13 protein-coding genes are annotated in these 14554 nt (G+C 71.3%); 1 reads left to right on the forward strand and 12 read right to left on the reverse strand.

The window, feature by feature from the left end:
- Nucleotides 1–23 precede the first annotated feature (23 nt).
- From ACQPZF_RS11790 to glgX, 11 genes are all read right to left on the reverse strand, one after another.
- Nucleotides 24–2000, reverse strand: a complete 1977-nt coding sequence (locus ACQPZF_RS11790) for an alpha-1,4-glucan--maltose-1-phosphate maltosyltransferase (protein WP_433271206.1) — start codon at nucleotides 1998–2000, stop codon at nucleotides 24–26.
- The gene (locus tag ACQPZF_RS11795) at nucleotides 2000–2638 is read right to left on the reverse strand and encodes a TMEM175 family protein (protein ID WP_433271209.1); all 639 of its coding nucleotides are present in this window, start codon (nucleotides 2636–2638) and stop codon (nucleotides 2000–2002) included. The genes ACQPZF_RS11790 and ACQPZF_RS11795 overlap by 1 nt, the downstream gene beginning before the upstream one ends.
- Before the next feature lie 68 nt (nucleotides 2639–2706).
- Nucleotides 2707–3396, reverse strand: coding sequence for an EthD family reductase (locus ACQPZF_RS11800; protein ID WP_433271211.1), 690 nt, complete (start codon nucleotides 3394–3396; stop codon nucleotides 2707–2709).
- Complete coding sequence (locus ACQPZF_RS11805; RefSeq protein WP_433271213.1) at nucleotides 3393–4019, reverse strand: DJ-1/PfpI family protein; 627 nt, start codon at nucleotides 4017–4019, stop codon at nucleotides 3393–3395. Before ACQPZF_RS11805 ends, ACQPZF_RS11800 begins: the two co-directional genes overlap by 4 nt.
- A gap of 5 nt (nucleotides 4020–4024) precedes the next feature.
- Nucleotides 4025–4450 carry a nuclear transport factor 2 family protein gene (locus ACQPZF_RS11810; RefSeq protein ID WP_433271215.1) on the reverse strand — a complete coding sequence of 142 codons (426 nt, stop codon included), beginning with the start codon at nucleotides 4448–4450 and terminating at the stop codon, nucleotides 4025–4027.
- Between the two features lie 29 nt (nucleotides 4451–4479).
- Nucleotides 4480–6171 (reverse strand): thiamine pyrophosphate-binding protein, encoded by a 1692-nt coding sequence (locus tag ACQPZF_RS11815; RefSeq protein WP_433271217.1) that lies wholly within the window; start codon nucleotides 6169–6171, stop codon nucleotides 4480–4482.
- Between the two features lie 67 nt (nucleotides 6172–6238).
- Nucleotides 6239–7072 (reverse strand): type 1 glutamine amidotransferase domain-containing protein, encoded by an 834-nt coding sequence (locus tag ACQPZF_RS11820; protein WP_433271219.1) that lies wholly within the window; start codon nucleotides 7070–7072, stop codon nucleotides 6239–6241.
- Between the two features lie 31 nt (nucleotides 7073–7103).
- Nucleotides 7104–7412: a muconolactone Delta-isomerase family protein gene (locus tag ACQPZF_RS11825; protein WP_433271221.1), complete on the reverse strand. Its 309-nt coding sequence runs from the start codon at nucleotides 7410–7412 to the stop codon at nucleotides 7104–7106.
- Between the two features lie 25 nt (nucleotides 7413–7437).
- The gene (locus ACQPZF_RS11830; RefSeq protein WP_433271223.1) at nucleotides 7438–8487 is read right to left on the reverse strand and encodes an ankyrin repeat domain-containing protein; all 1050 of its coding nucleotides are present in this window, start codon (nucleotides 8485–8487) and stop codon (nucleotides 7438–7440) included.
- Between the two features lie 15 nt (nucleotides 8488–8502).
- A complete protein-coding gene (locus tag ACQPZF_RS11835) occupies nucleotides 8503–10635 on the reverse strand; it encodes an AGE family epimerase/isomerase (RefSeq protein WP_433271225.1) in 2133 nt (710 codons plus the stop codon).
- Nucleotides 10632–12716 carry a glycogen debranching protein GlgX gene (glgX, locus tag ACQPZF_RS11840; protein ID WP_433271227.1) on the reverse strand — a complete coding sequence of 695 codons (2085 nt, stop codon included), beginning with the start codon at nucleotides 12714–12716 and terminating at the stop codon, nucleotides 10632–10634. The genes ACQPZF_RS11835 and glgX overlap by 4 nt, the downstream gene beginning before the upstream one ends.
- Nucleotides 12717–13024: 308 nt before the next feature.
- Here glgX and ACQPZF_RS11845 point away from each other — a divergent pair, with 308 nt between their 5' ends.
- Nucleotides 13025–13495, forward strand: coding sequence for a response regulator transcription factor (locus tag ACQPZF_RS11845; protein WP_433271229.1), 471 nt, complete (start codon nucleotides 13025–13027; stop codon nucleotides 13493–13495).
- A gap of 127 nt (nucleotides 13496–13622) precedes the next feature.
- Here the strand turns inward: ACQPZF_RS11845 and ACQPZF_RS11850 are convergent, their stop codons facing one another.
- A complete protein-coding gene (locus ACQPZF_RS11850) occupies nucleotides 13623–14534 on the reverse strand; it encodes a LysR family transcriptional regulator (RefSeq protein ID WP_433271231.1) in 912 nt (303 codons plus the stop codon).
- Nucleotides 14535–14554: the final 20 nt, after the last annotated feature.

The following is a 14554-nucleotide window of genomic DNA, read 5'->3' on the forward strand; positions in this document are numbered from 1 at the left end:
CTGGAACTCCTCTCCGCTCCCGGTCACTCCGCCGCGTCCGGATCGGGGCGCACGTGCGCCACGTGCGCGACGTCCTGCGCCGGGTCGACCCGCAGGTAGACCGCCTGGCCCCACCGCCAGACCTGGCCGGTCACCAGGTCCTCGGCCTCCACCCGCTGGTCCCACGAGAACCCCAGGGCGGGCAGGTCGAGCCACAGCGTGCCCTCCTGTGGCCGCTCCGGGTCGAGGGTGACCACGCACAGCACCGCGTCCCCGGTGGCGGGATCGGTCTTCGAGTAGGCGATCAACGCGTCGTTGTCCACCGCGTGGAACCACAGGGTGTCCAGCCGGGTCAGCGCCGGGTGCGCGCGCCGGATCTCGTTGAGCCTGCGCAACCACGCCTCCAGCGAACGGCCCCCGGCGACCGCGCGGCCGAAGTCCCGCGACCGCAGCTCGTACTTCTCCGACGACAGGAACTCCTCCGAGCCCTCGCGCAGCGGCTGGTTCTCGAACAGCTCGAACCCGGAGTACACGCCCCAGGAGGGCGACAGCGTCGCGGCCAGCGCGGCCCGCTGGGCGAACACCGCCGGCGGCGCGTGGTGCAGGTGCGCGGGCAGGATGTCCGGTGTCGTGGGGAACAGGTTCGGGGTGGCCACGTGGGCGTGCTCGACCAGGCTCTCCCCGAACTCCGTCAGCTCCTGTTTGGTGGTGCGCCAGGTGAAGTACGTGTAGTACTGCGTGAAACCGAGACCGGCCAGCCCGTAGAGCCGGGCCGGGCGGGTGAACGCCTCGGACAGGAACAGCACGTCCGGGTGGGCGTCCTTCACCGTCCGGATCAGCCACGCCCAGAAGTCCGGCGGCTTGGTGTGCGGGTTGTCCACCCGGAAGATCCGCACTCCGTGCTCCACCCAGTGCAGCACCACCCGCAGCACCTCGGCGTAGAGGCCCGCGGGGTCGTTGTCGAAGTTCAGCGGGTAGATGTCCTGGTACCGCTTGGGCGGGTTCTCGGCGTAGGCGATCGTGCCGTCGGGCCGGGTGGTGAACCACTCCGGGTGCTCGCGCACCCACGGGTGGTCCGGCGCGCACTGGAGCGCCAGGTCCAGCGCGACCTCCAGCCCCAGTTCGGCCGCGCGCGCCACGAGGGCGTCGAAGTCGGCCGTGGTGCCCAGATCCGGGTGCACGGCGTCGTGCCCGCCCGCCGCGGAGCCGATCGCCCACGGCGAGCCCACGTCGTCCGGTCCCGCGCCCAGCGTGTTGTCCGGTCCCTTGCGGTTGACCGTGCCGATCGGGTGGATCGGCGGCAGGTACACCACGTCGAACCCCATGTCCGCGATGCGGCGCAAGGCCTCCGCCGTCGTGGCGAACGTGCCGTGCAGGGGTCGCCCCGCCGCGTCCACGCCACCGGTGGAGCGCGGGAACAGCTCGTACCACGCGCCGAACCGCGCCCGCTGCCGGTCCACCCACAGCCGCCGGGTGTCGCCCGCGGTCACCAGTTGCCTCACCGGGTGGTCACGCAGCACCGCGGCGACCTCCTCGCCGAGCGCCGCCGCGAGCCGCACCGCGACCGGGCGGTCGGCGGCACGCAGGTCGGCGGCGGCCGAGAGCAGGGTCGGGGACACCGCGGCCGGCGCCTGCTCCGCGGCCCGCGCCAACAGGCCCGCGCCGGTCTCCAGGTCGTTCGCCAGGTCGTCCGCGCCCTGGCCGGCGGCCACCTTCGCGGTCACCGCGTGCCGCCAGGTGGCCCACGGGTCACCCCAGCCCTCGACGTGGAACGTCCACTCGCCCTCCGCGTCGGGCACGATCACCGCGGTCCACGTGTCCAGGCCGGCATCGCGGGGCGCCATCCTGGTCCGCCGCGGCTCCGGATCGTCCGGGCCGCGCCACACGACGGTGGCGGCCACCGCGTCGTGGCCCTCACGCCAGACCACGGCGTCCACCGGCACGTGCTCGCCCACGACCGCTTTGGCCGGGTACCTCCCGCCGGCCACCACCGGGAACACCTCGTCCACCACCACGCGCATCAACGGTCACCCCTCGGAGCTGCGATCTCGGCCAGGTAGAGCACCAGCAGGAACGCGTAGAGCGCGAGGCTGGCCACCGCGCTGACCAACCCGACCAGCGCCGCCACCAGGTACAGCAGCGGTCCGACGGCGAACCGGCGTCGCATCACCGCCGCCTGCGCGGGCGTGATGTCCGCGCCCAGGAGGCGGTGCCCGGCGGACGCGTAGGCCCAGATGGCGTTGAAGAACACACCGCCCACGGCCAGCGACAGGCCGTAGAACACGGCCGCGGCGCGGTCGCCGGCGCCCGTGCTGATCGCCTCGGCGAGCACGGCGGTGGAGAACGGGAGGAACGCGACGTTCAGCAGGAGCAGGAGGTTCAGCACCATCAGCACCCGGTCGACGCGCTTGATGTAGGTGAACATGGCGTGGTGGTTGAGCCACACCTGGCCGATCAGCAGGAAGCTGATCACCAGGGCGGCGAACTGGGGCCAGAGGCCGAGCAGGTCCGCGCCGAGGTGCTCGCTCGGCTCCGGCGGCCGGATCTCCAGGGCCAGCAGTGTGATGGAGATGGCGAACACCGCGTCGCTGAACAGCTCCAGCCTGCTCGCGCTCATGATCGGCTGATCCGACCGGTCGTGGGGGGTGGGGTTCGGCATGGGTCTTCCTCACGGGTCGCCGGGCACGGGGCGGGTCGCGGAGGTGCGCGACCCACCCCGTGCGCCGGTCAGCGGGTGCCGGGCCGGATGATCCAGTTCTCCGCGACCGCCATCGGGTGGATGTAGCGGTGCTCGGCGATGGTCCGCAGCTCCTGGAGGGCGGTGGCGTACTCGGGGCTGCCCAGCGCGGCGGTGAGCGACTCGACGTCGTCGAACCAGAGCTGGTGGGCGATGTCGAGCGGCGCCTCGCCCACGGCGTACATCACGTCGCGCGCGTGGCACTGGACGTAGCGGCGCAGGCCGGGCACGGCCAGCACGCGCGGCGCGAACGTGTCGAGGTTGTTGCGGCGGAAGTAGTTCAGGTCCATCCCGCCGCGCCGCTTGGCCAGCACGACCAGCTTGACGCCGTTGTCGCCCTCGGGCTGCCCGGTGCGCATCAGGTACGACTCGGTGTCCAGCACCAGCGTGCGCCAGAACGCGGCCCACTTCGGCTCGTCCGGTCGTGCGCCCTCCAGGTACTCGCGCGACTGGAGCGAGGCCAACTGGTCGGCCTCGTCGTCGACCCACATCTCGGCGATGCCGCTCCACAGCGGCTCGCCGCTCTCGCCCGGCAGGGCGATCCTGGTGTCCACGACGTACTGCTTGATCTGCGGGATCTTCGACGCGTAACGCACGGCGTGCACGTCGACCCAGTAGTCCTGGAAGTCCTTTTCGGACATACCCGGTTTGGGTGCCGCGAAGATGAGCTGGTGGATCATGTCCCCTCCTGGTTGGTGCTCCCGGTGCCGCCCGCGAGCAGGTCGACGATCCGGCGGGCGAACAGGTGGCAGTGGTCGCCGGTCCGACCGGTGACCAGGTCCCCGTCCACCACGACGTCGCGGTCGACGTACCGGCCGCCCATGTTGCGCAGGTCGCCGAGCAGGTTGTTGTGCACGACCGCCCGCCTGCCCCGCACCACGTGCGGGATCGGGGCCATCAGCCACATGCCGTGGCAGATCACGCCTTTGAGCAGGGCCGGGCGGTCGAACGCGCGGAGCATCACCTCGGTCGCGGGCGGCAGGCTGTCGACGTCCTCGGTGTAACGCAGGCGGTCGGCGACCATGCCCGCCGGCACGATGACCGCCGCCAGGCGGTCCAGCGCGTCGTCGGTCAGGTCGGCGAGGTCCTCGTGGACCTCCAGCGGCGCGCGGTGCTCGTGGCCGAGGAACGTCAGGCTCTCCCGGCCCCACAGCCGACTGACGAGGCGGACCCGCGCGCCCTCCTCGGCGAACCGCCACCGGTAGTAGGCGATCTCGGGTTCGTAGTAGTCGCTCTCGACCAGCACCGCGATCTCCCGGCCGACGAGGCGCGCGGCGGTTCCCGCCGTCGCGTCGCCGTCCACGGCGGTCACTCCCCGCCGCGGCGGAACGCGGCGACCATGGGCGCGGTGTCGATGAAGATCCGCCAGTGCGCGATCCGCCCGTGCCGCACGGTGAACCACTCGACGTAGTCGGTCTCGAACACCCGGCCGGTGTCGCGGGCGTGGGCCCGTTCGTGGATCAGCGCGGCGGCCCGGTCGCCCTCGACCACCAGTTCCACCAACCGCATCTCCTCCACCTCGCCCAGGGCGTGGAAGGTGGCGAAGGAGCCCTGCACCTGCTCCGGGCCGCGGAAGCGCCCCGTCCAGGGCAGGAGGTCCGCCAGTTCCGGGACCGACGGCTCGTTGACCCACTCGACGTCGTCGGCGAGGAGGTCGAACGCGCCGGCCAGGTCGCCCTGTCCCAGCGCGTCGAACCACTGTCGGACGACGCGTCCGGTGTCGTTGCTGCTCACGGTGATCCCTTCCGGTTGTGCGTGTGGGTTCAGGGCTGGTCGACCTTGCCCGCGACGACCAGGTCGATCAGGAACGGGCCGTCGTGGGCCAGCGCCCGGTCGATGGCCGGCCCGATCTCCTCGGGCCGCTCGACCCTGGTCGCGGGGACGCCGAGGCTCTCGCTCAGCCGCACGAAGTCGATGCGCGGGTGGCCGAGGTCGAACGAGGTCGGGAAGGCGTGCTCCGGGATGCCGCGTTCGGCCCAGTACTGCCCGATGTTGAGCTTGAGCAGCTCGTAGCTGTGGTTGTTGCAGATGACGAGCTTGGCGGCGATGTCGTAGCGCGCCGCGGTCCACAGCGCCTCGGCGGTGTACATGGCGCCGCCGTCGCCGACGAACCCGATGACGGTCCGGTCCGGGTTGGCGAGCTTCAGCCCGACCGCGCCGGGGATGCCCACGCCCAGCGATCCGCCCCGGGTCTGGAAGTAGTGGCCCGGACCGCGGGGCACCAGGTAGCGGAACAGCTCGGGGGAGCTGGTCAGCGCCTCGTCGAAGTAGACCGTGTCGGCGGGCGCCCGCCGCGCCAGCTCCTCGGCGAACCGGAAGGCGTGCAACGGGACCTCGTCGCGCACGGCGGTGTCCGCGGTGACCGCGTCGGCGTGCTCGCGGGCGTTCAGCTCCGCGATGGCGCGCGCCCGGCGTCGTGCCGCGACGCGCTGCTCGTCGGTCTGCGCGTCGGCCAACGCCTCCGCCAGCATCCCCAGTCCCGGCTTGAGATCGGCGGCGATGCCCACGTCCACCGGGAAGTTCTTGGCGATCTCCCAGGTGTCGGGGTCGATGTGGACCACCGGCGTGCCCTCGGCGAACACGTCGGACAGCGCGGGGAAGACCTCGGGGAACACGTAGGTGCCGCAGATGAGCACGGCGTCGGCGCGGCGCGTGATCGGCGCGCTGTGCGAGCCGAACATGTGGCCGAGCTGACCGCGGAACAGCGGGTGGGCGGGATCGAGGTTGACCTCGGCCCAGTCCGCGCCCCACACCTCCGCGCCCAGTGCCTCGGCGACGGCGGCCAGTTCCGGCTGGGCGTCGGCCGCCGTCACCCCGTCGCCGGCGATGATCATCGGCCGCTCGGCGCCCACCAGCGTGCGGGCGGCGTGGTAGGCCGCCTCCCACCTCGGGCTGACCCGGGTGTCCAAAAAGGACGTGGGAACGGGGCGCTCGGTGGTGACCGCGTCGAGCACGTCCATGGGCAGCGCCACGAACACCGGCCCCATCGGCGGGGTCGCGGCGACCTTCATGGCCCGCCGCAGCACCCGCAGCACCGAGTCGGGGTCGACCACGCGGGTGGCCCACTTCGTCACGGGTTCGGCCATGGCCACGAGGTCCGCCGCCATCTGGGCGTCCATCGCGTCGTAGCGCAGCCCGGCGTCACCCGCCAGCACCACCAGCGGGCTGTGGCCGCGCTTGGCCTGGTACAGCATTCCGATCCCGTTGCCCAGGCCCACTCCGGTGTGCAACTGCACCACGGTCGGCCGTCGGGTGGCGCGGGCGTAGCCGTCGGCCATGCCGACCGCCGCGGTCTCGTGCAGCGTCAACACGTACTGCGGACCGCCCGGTCCCGCCGCCTCCAGCGAGTCCAGCAGGCCCTGCTCGACGGTGCCCGGGTTGCCGAAGACGTGCCGCACCCCGTCCAGGCTCAACTGCTCGACGACCGCGTCGCGCGCGAGCATTTCTCCGCTCATGGCAGAGGTTCCTCCTGTCTGGGGAGGCCCGCCCCCGCCTGGGGGGCGGGCCGACCCCGGGTGGTGGCTAGCGGTGGAAGCCCCACTCGCGCAGGCCGTCGTCCAGCACCTCCACCAGCTTCCGGCCGGTGAGGTAGGAGTCCGGCGTGGTGCGGCCGGTGATGAACGGGTAGTCCACGATCACCGACCGCTCCTTGCCGAAGTTGCCGTGGAAGCGGCCTTCGGGCGCCGTGGCGTCGCGCAGGATGTACTCCAGCGGGTACGGCGGCGGGCCGATCACGAAGTCGGTCCGCATGAACCCGGTGTAGTCCTTGTAGTCGTACTCCACGTTGTGCCCGGTGACGTGCTTGCCGCGGATGATGCTCTCCCGCTCGTTGATGTCACGGGCGAACGCCAGGCACGCCACGCCGTAGCACTCCGCGGCGATCGGCAGGTCGAGCTGGTGGAAGGCCAGGATCAGGTCGTGCACCCGGAAGTTGTTGACCATGTCCACCAGCGGGCCGCTGCCGCCGACCAGGAGCAGCGCGTCGTACTCCGCCGCGACGCTTTCCCGCACCGCGACCAGATCGCTGTTGTACGCCTCCAGCTCGCGCAGGAAGTCGGACGAGCTGTGGTAGGGCCGTTCCGGCAGCCACTCCTTGAGGTTCAGCGGGTCGGCCAGTCGGTCCGACGAGTCCAGCACCCGCACCTTCTCGGCCATCTCGGGCGTGGTGACGGTCCGACCCAGCGGCGGGTCCACCAGCGTGGGGTCCATGCTGACGGTGATCGCCACCGGCCTGCGCCCGGTGGGGGTGGCGATGCGGACCTGGTAGCCCGCCTCGTCGAAGACCTCCAGCGGGGCGACGAGTTCCTCGCCCCAGTAGCCGTACTCCGAGACGACTACGAGCACGCGCTTGCTCATGTGCACCTCTCCTGTGATGGTTGAACCGGGTTCAGACCCGGTAGTGCTGACGGACGTCCTCGCCGAAGCCGGCGTAGTCGCGCAGCGGCCACACCACCTCGAACTCCAGGTACTCGCGCATGGGCAGCCGGCCCAGCGCCGTCCGGTCCAGCTCCTCGATGGACGGGACGTCCACGACGGCGATGATCCGTTTCTGGGCGGCGACCTTCCAGATGCCCACGGTCATCCCGGAGTCGACGGTCGCCAGCGCGGCCTCCACCTCGTCGGCCTGGACGTCCCAGAGCTCGTCGAGGGACGCGCGCCCCTCGTGGTTCCACCTCATCTGGACGTAGAACAGCATTCCGATCCTCCTTTGTGGACTGCCCTCAAGGTCGGGCAGTACTGGCGAGACGGGTGGTCAGCGGGTGTCCGGGCCCGAACACCTCGACGGCGATGTCGACCGGGCGCTTGCCGTCGTGGCCCTCCAGGTCCAACCGGACCCCGGCCTCGACCAACGCCCACGCGCAGCTCTCGTAGCCGTGCCACACCGCGTCGTGCAACGGGGTGTAGCCGTTGGTGGCGCCCTGGAAGTCCACCGCCACAGCGGGGGCGTCCAGGATCGTCGACGTGATGTCGGCGCGTCCGTTGTAGACCGCCTTGTGCAGCGGGACCGCGCCGAACACCGGCTCGACCGCGTTGACGTCCGCGCCCGCGGCCAGCAGCATCCGCACGATCTCGGCGTGCCCGTCGCGGGCGGCGACCAGCAGCGGGGTGTGGCCGTCGTTGAAACCGTTGACCCGCGGGTACCGGACGTCGGGCTCGGCGCCGTCGGCCAGGAGATCCCGCACCACGTCGGTCTCACCGGCCGCGGTGGCGTCCAGCAGCGGGTGCTCCAGCACCTGCCGCTGCGCGCGCTCGCGCCACGCCTTGATCAGCTCGTCGGCGCGCACCAACCGGTCCTTGCCGACCACGTTGACGTTGATCTCGTAGTCGAGGTGGTCGGCCATGGAGAACCCGTAGTGCGTGGCGAGGTTGACGCCCGCGCCGCGGTCGAGGAGCACGCCGACGATGTCGGGTTGCTTGAACCACAAGGCTTCCATCAACGGGGTGTGGCCGGTGGTCGGCACGACCGCGTCCACGAACGCGCCGGCGTCGAGCAGGTCCGCCACCACCGCCGCGCTCCCGCCCTGGCACGCCTTGTGCAGCGCGGTGGCGCCCGCGCCGCGGTCGGCGGCGTGGACGTCCGCGCCCGCGTCCAGCAGGGCCCGCACACTGGCGCGGTCGGCGCGTCCGGCGGCGGCCATGAGCGCGGTCAGACCGGTGGCCGGATCACGGTGGTCGGGGTCCGCGCCCCGGTCGAGCAGCGCGCGCACGCGTTGTCCGTCGCGGTCGCGGATCGCCTGCCGCAGTTCGGTTTCGAGGTTGTCGGTGACCATGTTCGGTTCCTCCGCTCAGGGTGCTTCGGGTGCGACGGCGATGCCCGCGTCCCGCAACGTCGTGCGCAGGGGCTCGGCGGCGGCGATCACCAGCTCGGTGTCCGCGCGGACCTGCGCCGTGGTGAACAGCAGCTCGTTGACCGCCGGCTGGGCCATCCGCGCCACGCCGCGCAGGTCCAGCTCCACCCGCCGGACGGGTGCGGCGAGCGCTTCCGCCAGCGCGGCGCGGAAGTCGGCGAGCGCCGTGCTGTCCAGCACGCCGCGGCTGCTCACCGTCGCGACGTCGCCGACCACGTCCACGCACGTGTCGTGCAGCAGGTCGGAGGGCACCAGCCGCACCCGCACCCGCACCGGCCGGTCGCGCTCGGGCAGTCGCACGGTGAGCGCGTCCGCGTCGTAGTCGTGGTGCGGCCGGTCGTCGACCCACACGTGGCTCAGCCGCACGGAACCGGGTGGCAGCAGGTCGGGGGCGACCCGCAGGACACCGTCGGGGAAGGCGTCCGGGCGTGGCCGGAAGTGCAGGAGCAGCGGCTCCCGGGTGATCAGCAGCCCGGTGTAGACGGCCGCGAGGTAGCACAGCTCGATCGCGTGGTACCCGGACATCGAGTGGCTGCCCTTGAGCCGTTCCGTGCCCACCAGGTACGGCACGCCGTTGGCCAGCACGTTGAAGTACACGCCGCCGTCGTCGTGGTCGAGGAAGAAGGTGTTGTAGAACGACTGGCTCTCGCGCGCCAGCCGCAGGTGCTCGGGGTCGCCGAACGTGCCGCCCAGCACGAGGTAGGCCAGGATCGCCTGCTCCTGCTGCCACCACGCCTTGCGGTCGTGCCAGGCGAACCGGTGGAACCGCGAGCCGGGCTCGCGCACCCGCTCGACCACGTCGTACCAGCCGCCGCGCCGGGTGTCGCCGCCCGCGGCGGGCATCGTGCGGGCGATCTTCCCGGCCAGCGCCACGTGTTCGGGCTCGGGGCTGAGGTTGTTGATCCGCGTGAGGTTCCAGGCGATCTTCAGGTTGTGCCCCACGACGGCGCGGTCCTGCTGCCAGCCCCAGGACCGGTCGGCCGACCAGTCGGCGTGGAACCGCTCCTGCACGAACGGGCTGTGCTCGTCGTCGGGGAACCGCCGCGCGATGGTCCGCGCCGTCTCGGCCAGGAACTCGGCGAGGTCCGCGCGACCGGTGGCCAGGTAGGCGTTGATCAGGTAGGCGGGGGCGTGGTCGCCGATGGAGTTCCAGTTCTTCCGGCCGCGGTTGTCGCCCAGGTCGGGTGACCGCGGGTCCAGCGTGATCGGGTCCAGGTGGGAGAAGTAGCCACCCCGGTCCGGGTCGGCGAAGTGCCGGCGGAACAGGGCGATCGTCTGGTCCAGGTCGGCGGCGATGCGCGGGTCGCCGGTGACGCGGTAGGTCTGGGTGGGGCCGGCCAACGCGTAGATCTGCTCGTAGATCGGGATCGCGTGGTAGTCGTCGCCGAAGCTGGAGGCGTAGATCCGCCGGATGCCGGCCGGGGTGACGTCGATGCCGTGGTACCAGTAGACGACGCCGTTCTCCGCGTCCAGCACCCGCATGTGGTCCCGCAGGTACTCCACCCCGGACTCGGCGGCGTCGAGGAACCGGTCCTCGCCGGTCAGCAGGTACGTGGTGGCCAGGCCGTAGACGAGCCGGGAGATGGTGTCGGTCTCCTGCCGGTAGTCCGCGGAGACGTAGTCGGGCGTGTGGGTGCCGGCCAGGGTCAGCTTGGTGCGGTAGCCGCGCCAGTCGTACCGGCCGTCGGGGAACTGCCCGCGCAGGTAGAAGTCGGCCACCGCGCGGGCCTGGTCGACCCACCAGCCGACCCGCTCGAACACCGGCCTGCCGTCGACGTCGTTGGGGAAGTGCAGGTGCCCGGCCTCGAACCGGGCCCCGTCGGCCTCGGGGTAGTAGATCCCATAGGCGTGCAGGTACTGGCCCGGCACGAGCAGTTCGCCGGTGCGGCCGGTGGTGTCGCGGTAGTCCTCGCCGAGGTTGCGCGTGATCGAGGACGTGAGGTCGTCCGACCGGCGCGCGGCCAACACCCGGCCGTCCCCGGTGCGCATTCGGAATTCCCGGTCGCCGACCTCGACGACATAACCCGTGACCAGGTCCGAGAAAGTGAAGTCGATGGGATCGTCGGTCATGCTCCTCTGCCTCCCTGGGGCATCGAGACCAGGATCGCGGAACTGTGCCCCTGCACCCGGTAGCTGTTTTCCCGGAACGGTTCCAGCGCGTCCGGAGGACGGATGTCGAACGGTGCGGGTAATGCGGTGTCGACGCACTGCCCCCAGTCCGCGCCCGGCACCTCGGGAACCTCGAAAACGAGATCGAGGTGGTACATGTTCAGCATCACGTGCAAATCCGGCTCACCGTCGAAACCGGCGATGGTGAAAGCCAGCGCACGGGCGTCCGGGTCGAGCCAGCCGGGTTTTCCCAGTTCCGTGCCGTGCCACGAGATTTCGAGCAGGCCGCGCTCATTGCGCCGGTCGCCGTAGAACCGCGGCGCGCGTAAAGCGGACGTCCGCTTCCGCAGGGCGATCATTTCCCGGAAGAACCGGAACACCTCGGCGTTGGTCTCGCGCAGCGACCAGTCGAACCACGTCGTCGGGTCGTCCAGGCAGTAGGCGTTGTTGTTGCCCCACTGCGTCCGCCGGAACTCGTCGCCGCCGAGCAGCATCGGCACGCCGCGGCTGAGCAGCAGCACCGCGGCGAAGTTCTTGATCTGCCGCACGCGCAGCCGCTCCACGACGACGTCGTCGACCGGTCCCTCGTGCCCGCAGTTCCAGCTCAGGTTGTCGTCGGTGCCGTCGCGGTTGTTCTCGCCGTTGGCCTCGTTGTGCTTGTGGTCGTAGCCGACGAGGTCGTTGAGCGTGAAGCCGTCGTGCGCGGTGATGAAGTTGATGCTGGTCAGGGGCGAGCCGCCGGCCGTGGCGAAGATGTCGGCGCTACCGGCCACGCGACTGGCCAACGCGCCGACCACGCCGCCGTCGCCACGCACGAACCGGCGCACGTCGTCGCGGTAGGGACCGTTCCACTCGCACCAGCGGTGGCCGGGGAACCGGCCCACCTGGTAGCCGCCCGAGGCGTCCCACGGCTCGGCGATGATCTTGATGTCGTCCAGCGCCGCGGACAGCTCGATCAGCGAGAGCACCGGCGGTTCGGCCAGCTCGGCGCCGTCCGCGCCACGGGTCAGCTCGGTGGCGAGGTCGAACCGGAACCCGTCGACGTGCATTCGGGTCACCCAGAATTCCAGGCTCTCCAGGATCATCTTCACCACGACGAGGTGGTTCGCGTTCACCGAATTGCCGCAGCCGGTGTAATCCAGGTAGTACCGCGGGTCCTGCGGGGAAAGGTGGTAGTACGTCTCGTTCGCGATACCGCGGAAACCGATCGTCGGACCACGCTCGTTGCCCTCGCTGGTGTGGTTGTAGACCACGTCGAGGATTACTTCGATGCCCGCGCGGTGCAGCTTCTTGACCATGTCGCGGAACTCGTCGACCCGCCGCGCCGGGTCGGTGGTCGCGCAGTAGCCCGAGTGCGGCGCGAAGAAGCCGAACGGGTCGTAGCCCCAGTAGTTCCGCAGCGGTGTCCCGCCGGGGCTGGTGCGCAGCACCTGGGTTTCGTCGAAGTCGAACACCGGCAGCAGCTCGACCGCGGTCACGCCCAGCTCGACCAGGTGCGGGATCTTCTCCACCAGGCCGGCGAACGTGCCCGGCGCGCTCACGCCGCTGGTCGGCGAGCGGGTGAAGCCGCCGACGTGCACCTCGTAGATGACCGTGTCGGCGAGCGGGGTGCGCAGCGGCTCGTCGCCTTCCCAGTCGTAGTCGTCCAGGTCCACCACGACGCTGCGCATCGACCGCGCGGTGTTGTCGCCCGGACCGATGGCGGCCGTGCGGTCCCACAGGGTGTTGTCGTTGGCGCGGGCGTACGGGTCGAGCAGCACCTTGTCGGGGTCGAACCGCGCGCCCGGCCGCTCGCCCGCGGTCGGACCCGACACCCGGTAGGCGTAGTGCTGACCGGGGCGCAGCCCGGCGACGTGGCAGTGCCAGAACTGGTGGGTCCGGTTCAGCTCGGGCGACAGCACGATCGTCCGCGCGGGCCGGACCGACTCGGCCGAGTCGAACAGCAGCAGCTCGACGCCCGTCGCGTGCTCCGCGTAGAGCGAGAAGTTGACCCCGTCCGGCTCCGGCGTGGCGCCCAAGGGCTGCGCGCGGCCCCGAGTCACCGGTGAATCCCGGAGCGGCCCGCTGGCATTGGCGGTCATTCGTCGTCCTCGTCCCGGTCGGCATTCCGAATCGATGCTCAATGCTGGCAATTACCGAGGACTGCCGACAACGGGCGGAATGACGAATCCGGGAAGTACCTTGGGACGATCGCGATGGGCAAAAAGTATTAGCGTCACAGCTTCCCGAGGACATTGACCGGAATCGTGCGGTGGAGTTACATGTCCGACATCGGGCTTTCTTCTGGGGGAAATCCCATTCCCTTTCCGGACGCGTCATCCCATGTGGAGGTGCTGTGCGATCGGTAGTGGTGAGCAGGAAGTACCTGAGCCGGACGGGGCTGCTGGAGGTCCTGGGCAACGTCCCTGACGCGGTGCTCGTCGCGCAGGTGGACGACTTGGACGCGGCCCGCGAGTACTGCGAGCGCGGCGACACCGACCTGGTGCTGGTCGACCCGGCGGTGGTGGCGGACCACCGCGACGAGGTGCTCTGGGGCGATGCGCGGACGCACCCGGGGGAGGCGGTCGCGGCCTTGCGCGCCGCGGTGCCGCGGGTGTCGCAACTCAGCCCGCGCGAGCTGGACGTGTTGCGGTTGCTGGGTCACGGGCTGTCGAACCGCGCGGTGGCCGGGGCGCTGGCGCTCTCGGAGCGCACGGTGAAGGCGCACGTGGCCAAGATCCTGACCAAGCTCGGCCTGGAGTCGCGCCTTCAGGCGGGGCTGGTCGCGCTGAAGTACTTCGCGCACTTCGAACGGGGCGACGGTGCGGCGGCGGCGAGCTGACGTGGGGCGGGTGACGGGCCGCGAGGTGGGGCGGGTGTCGGGCCGGGGGATGGGGCGGGTGACGGGCCGCGAAGTCGAGGGGGTGTCGGGTCGCGAGGTGGGGCGGGTGACGGGTCGGGGGATGGCGCTAGGCAGGCACGGCGTGCAGCCGCGACTCGCCGATCACCTCGACCGCGACCTCGGCGAACGCCCGGACCAGCGCGGTCTCCTCCGCGGTGCGCCACACCAGCGCCACCTCGGAGTCCGGCATGTCGCGGACCGGCACCAGCACCACGTCCGGCCGCGCGTTGTAGCGCGACACCGACTCCACCACCGGCGACACGCCCAAACCCGCAGCCACCTGCGCCAGGAGCTCCTGGAACGTGGCCACGGCCTGACCACGCGGGACGCGCCGCCCACTCGGCGTGCGGGCGGGCGCGTGGAACTCCCACCAGTAGTCCGGAGCCGGTCCGGCGACGTCGACCACGACCTCCTCGGCCAGGTCCTCGACGCTGACGGACTCGCGCCGGGCGAACCGGTGGCCGCGCGGCACGGCGAGCATCCGCGGCTCGGAGAGCAGGACCGGTCCCACCGTCAGGTCGGCCTCGCGCACCGGCAGCCGGGTGATGAGCACGTCCACGTCCTGGGAGCGCAGCGGCCCCAACGGGTCCGCGCAGTGCACCTCGCTCAACGTGACCAGGCACGCCGGGTAACGGGACCGGAAGCGGCCCAGGATGTCGGCGGTCAGCTCGTTGGCGGCGGAACCGAGGAAGCCGAGGCGCAGCGCGCCGTCGACCTGGCGCGCCGCGGCGGAGACCCGGTCGAACGCGCGGTGCAGTTCCTGGTAGGCCGGGCGGACCTCCTGGTAGAAGCGCTCCCCGAGCGACGTCAGCCGCACGCGCCTGCTGGTGCGCTCGAACAGCGCCGCACCCACCCGGCGTTCGAGCAGCCGGATCGTCTGGCTCACCCGGGCGGGTGACAGGTGCAGGCGCTCCGCGGTCCGCCGGAAGTGCATCTCCTCCGCGAGCACGAGGAAGCACTCGATTTCGCGCAGTTCCACGTCGACCTCCCCGGGATCGT

This window comes from Actinosynnema sp. CS-041913, from assembly GCF_050942485.1.
Taxonomy (GTDB): domain Bacteria; phylum Actinomycetota; class Actinomycetes; order Mycobacteriales; family Pseudonocardiaceae; genus Actinosynnema.

Coding starts and splice junctions, on each gene's coding strand:
- ACQPZF_RS11795 (WP_433271209.1), bottom strand. CDS start 2,638: ATGCCGAACCCCACCCCCCACGACCGGTCGGATCAGCCGATCATGAGC.
- ACQPZF_RS11790 (WP_433271206.1), bottom strand. CDS start 2,000: ATGCGCGTGGTGGTGGACGAGGTGTTCCCGGTGGTGGCCGGCGGGAGG.
- ACQPZF_RS11820 (WP_433271219.1), bottom strand. CDS start 7,072: ATGAGCAAGCGCGTGCTCGTAGTCGTCTCGGAGTACGGCTACTGGGGC.
- ACQPZF_RS11825 (WP_433271221.1), bottom strand. CDS start 7,412: ATGCTGTTCTACGTCCAGATGAGGTGGAACCACGAGGGGCGCGCGTCC.
- ACQPZF_RS11835 (WP_433271225.1), bottom strand. CDS start 10,635: ATGACCGACGATCCCATCGACTTCACTTTCTCGGACCTGGTCACGGGT.
- ACQPZF_RS11830 (WP_433271223.1), bottom strand. CDS start 8,487: ATGGTCACCGACAACCTCGAAACCGAACTGCGGCAGGCGATCCGCGAC.
- ACQPZF_RS11800 (WP_433271211.1), bottom strand. CDS start 3,396: ATGATCCACCAGCTCATCTTCGCGGCACCCAAACCGGGTATGTCCGAA.
- ACQPZF_RS11815 (WP_433271217.1), bottom strand. CDS start 6,171: ATGAGCGGAGAAATGCTCGCGCGCGACGCGGTCGTCGAGCAGTTGAGC.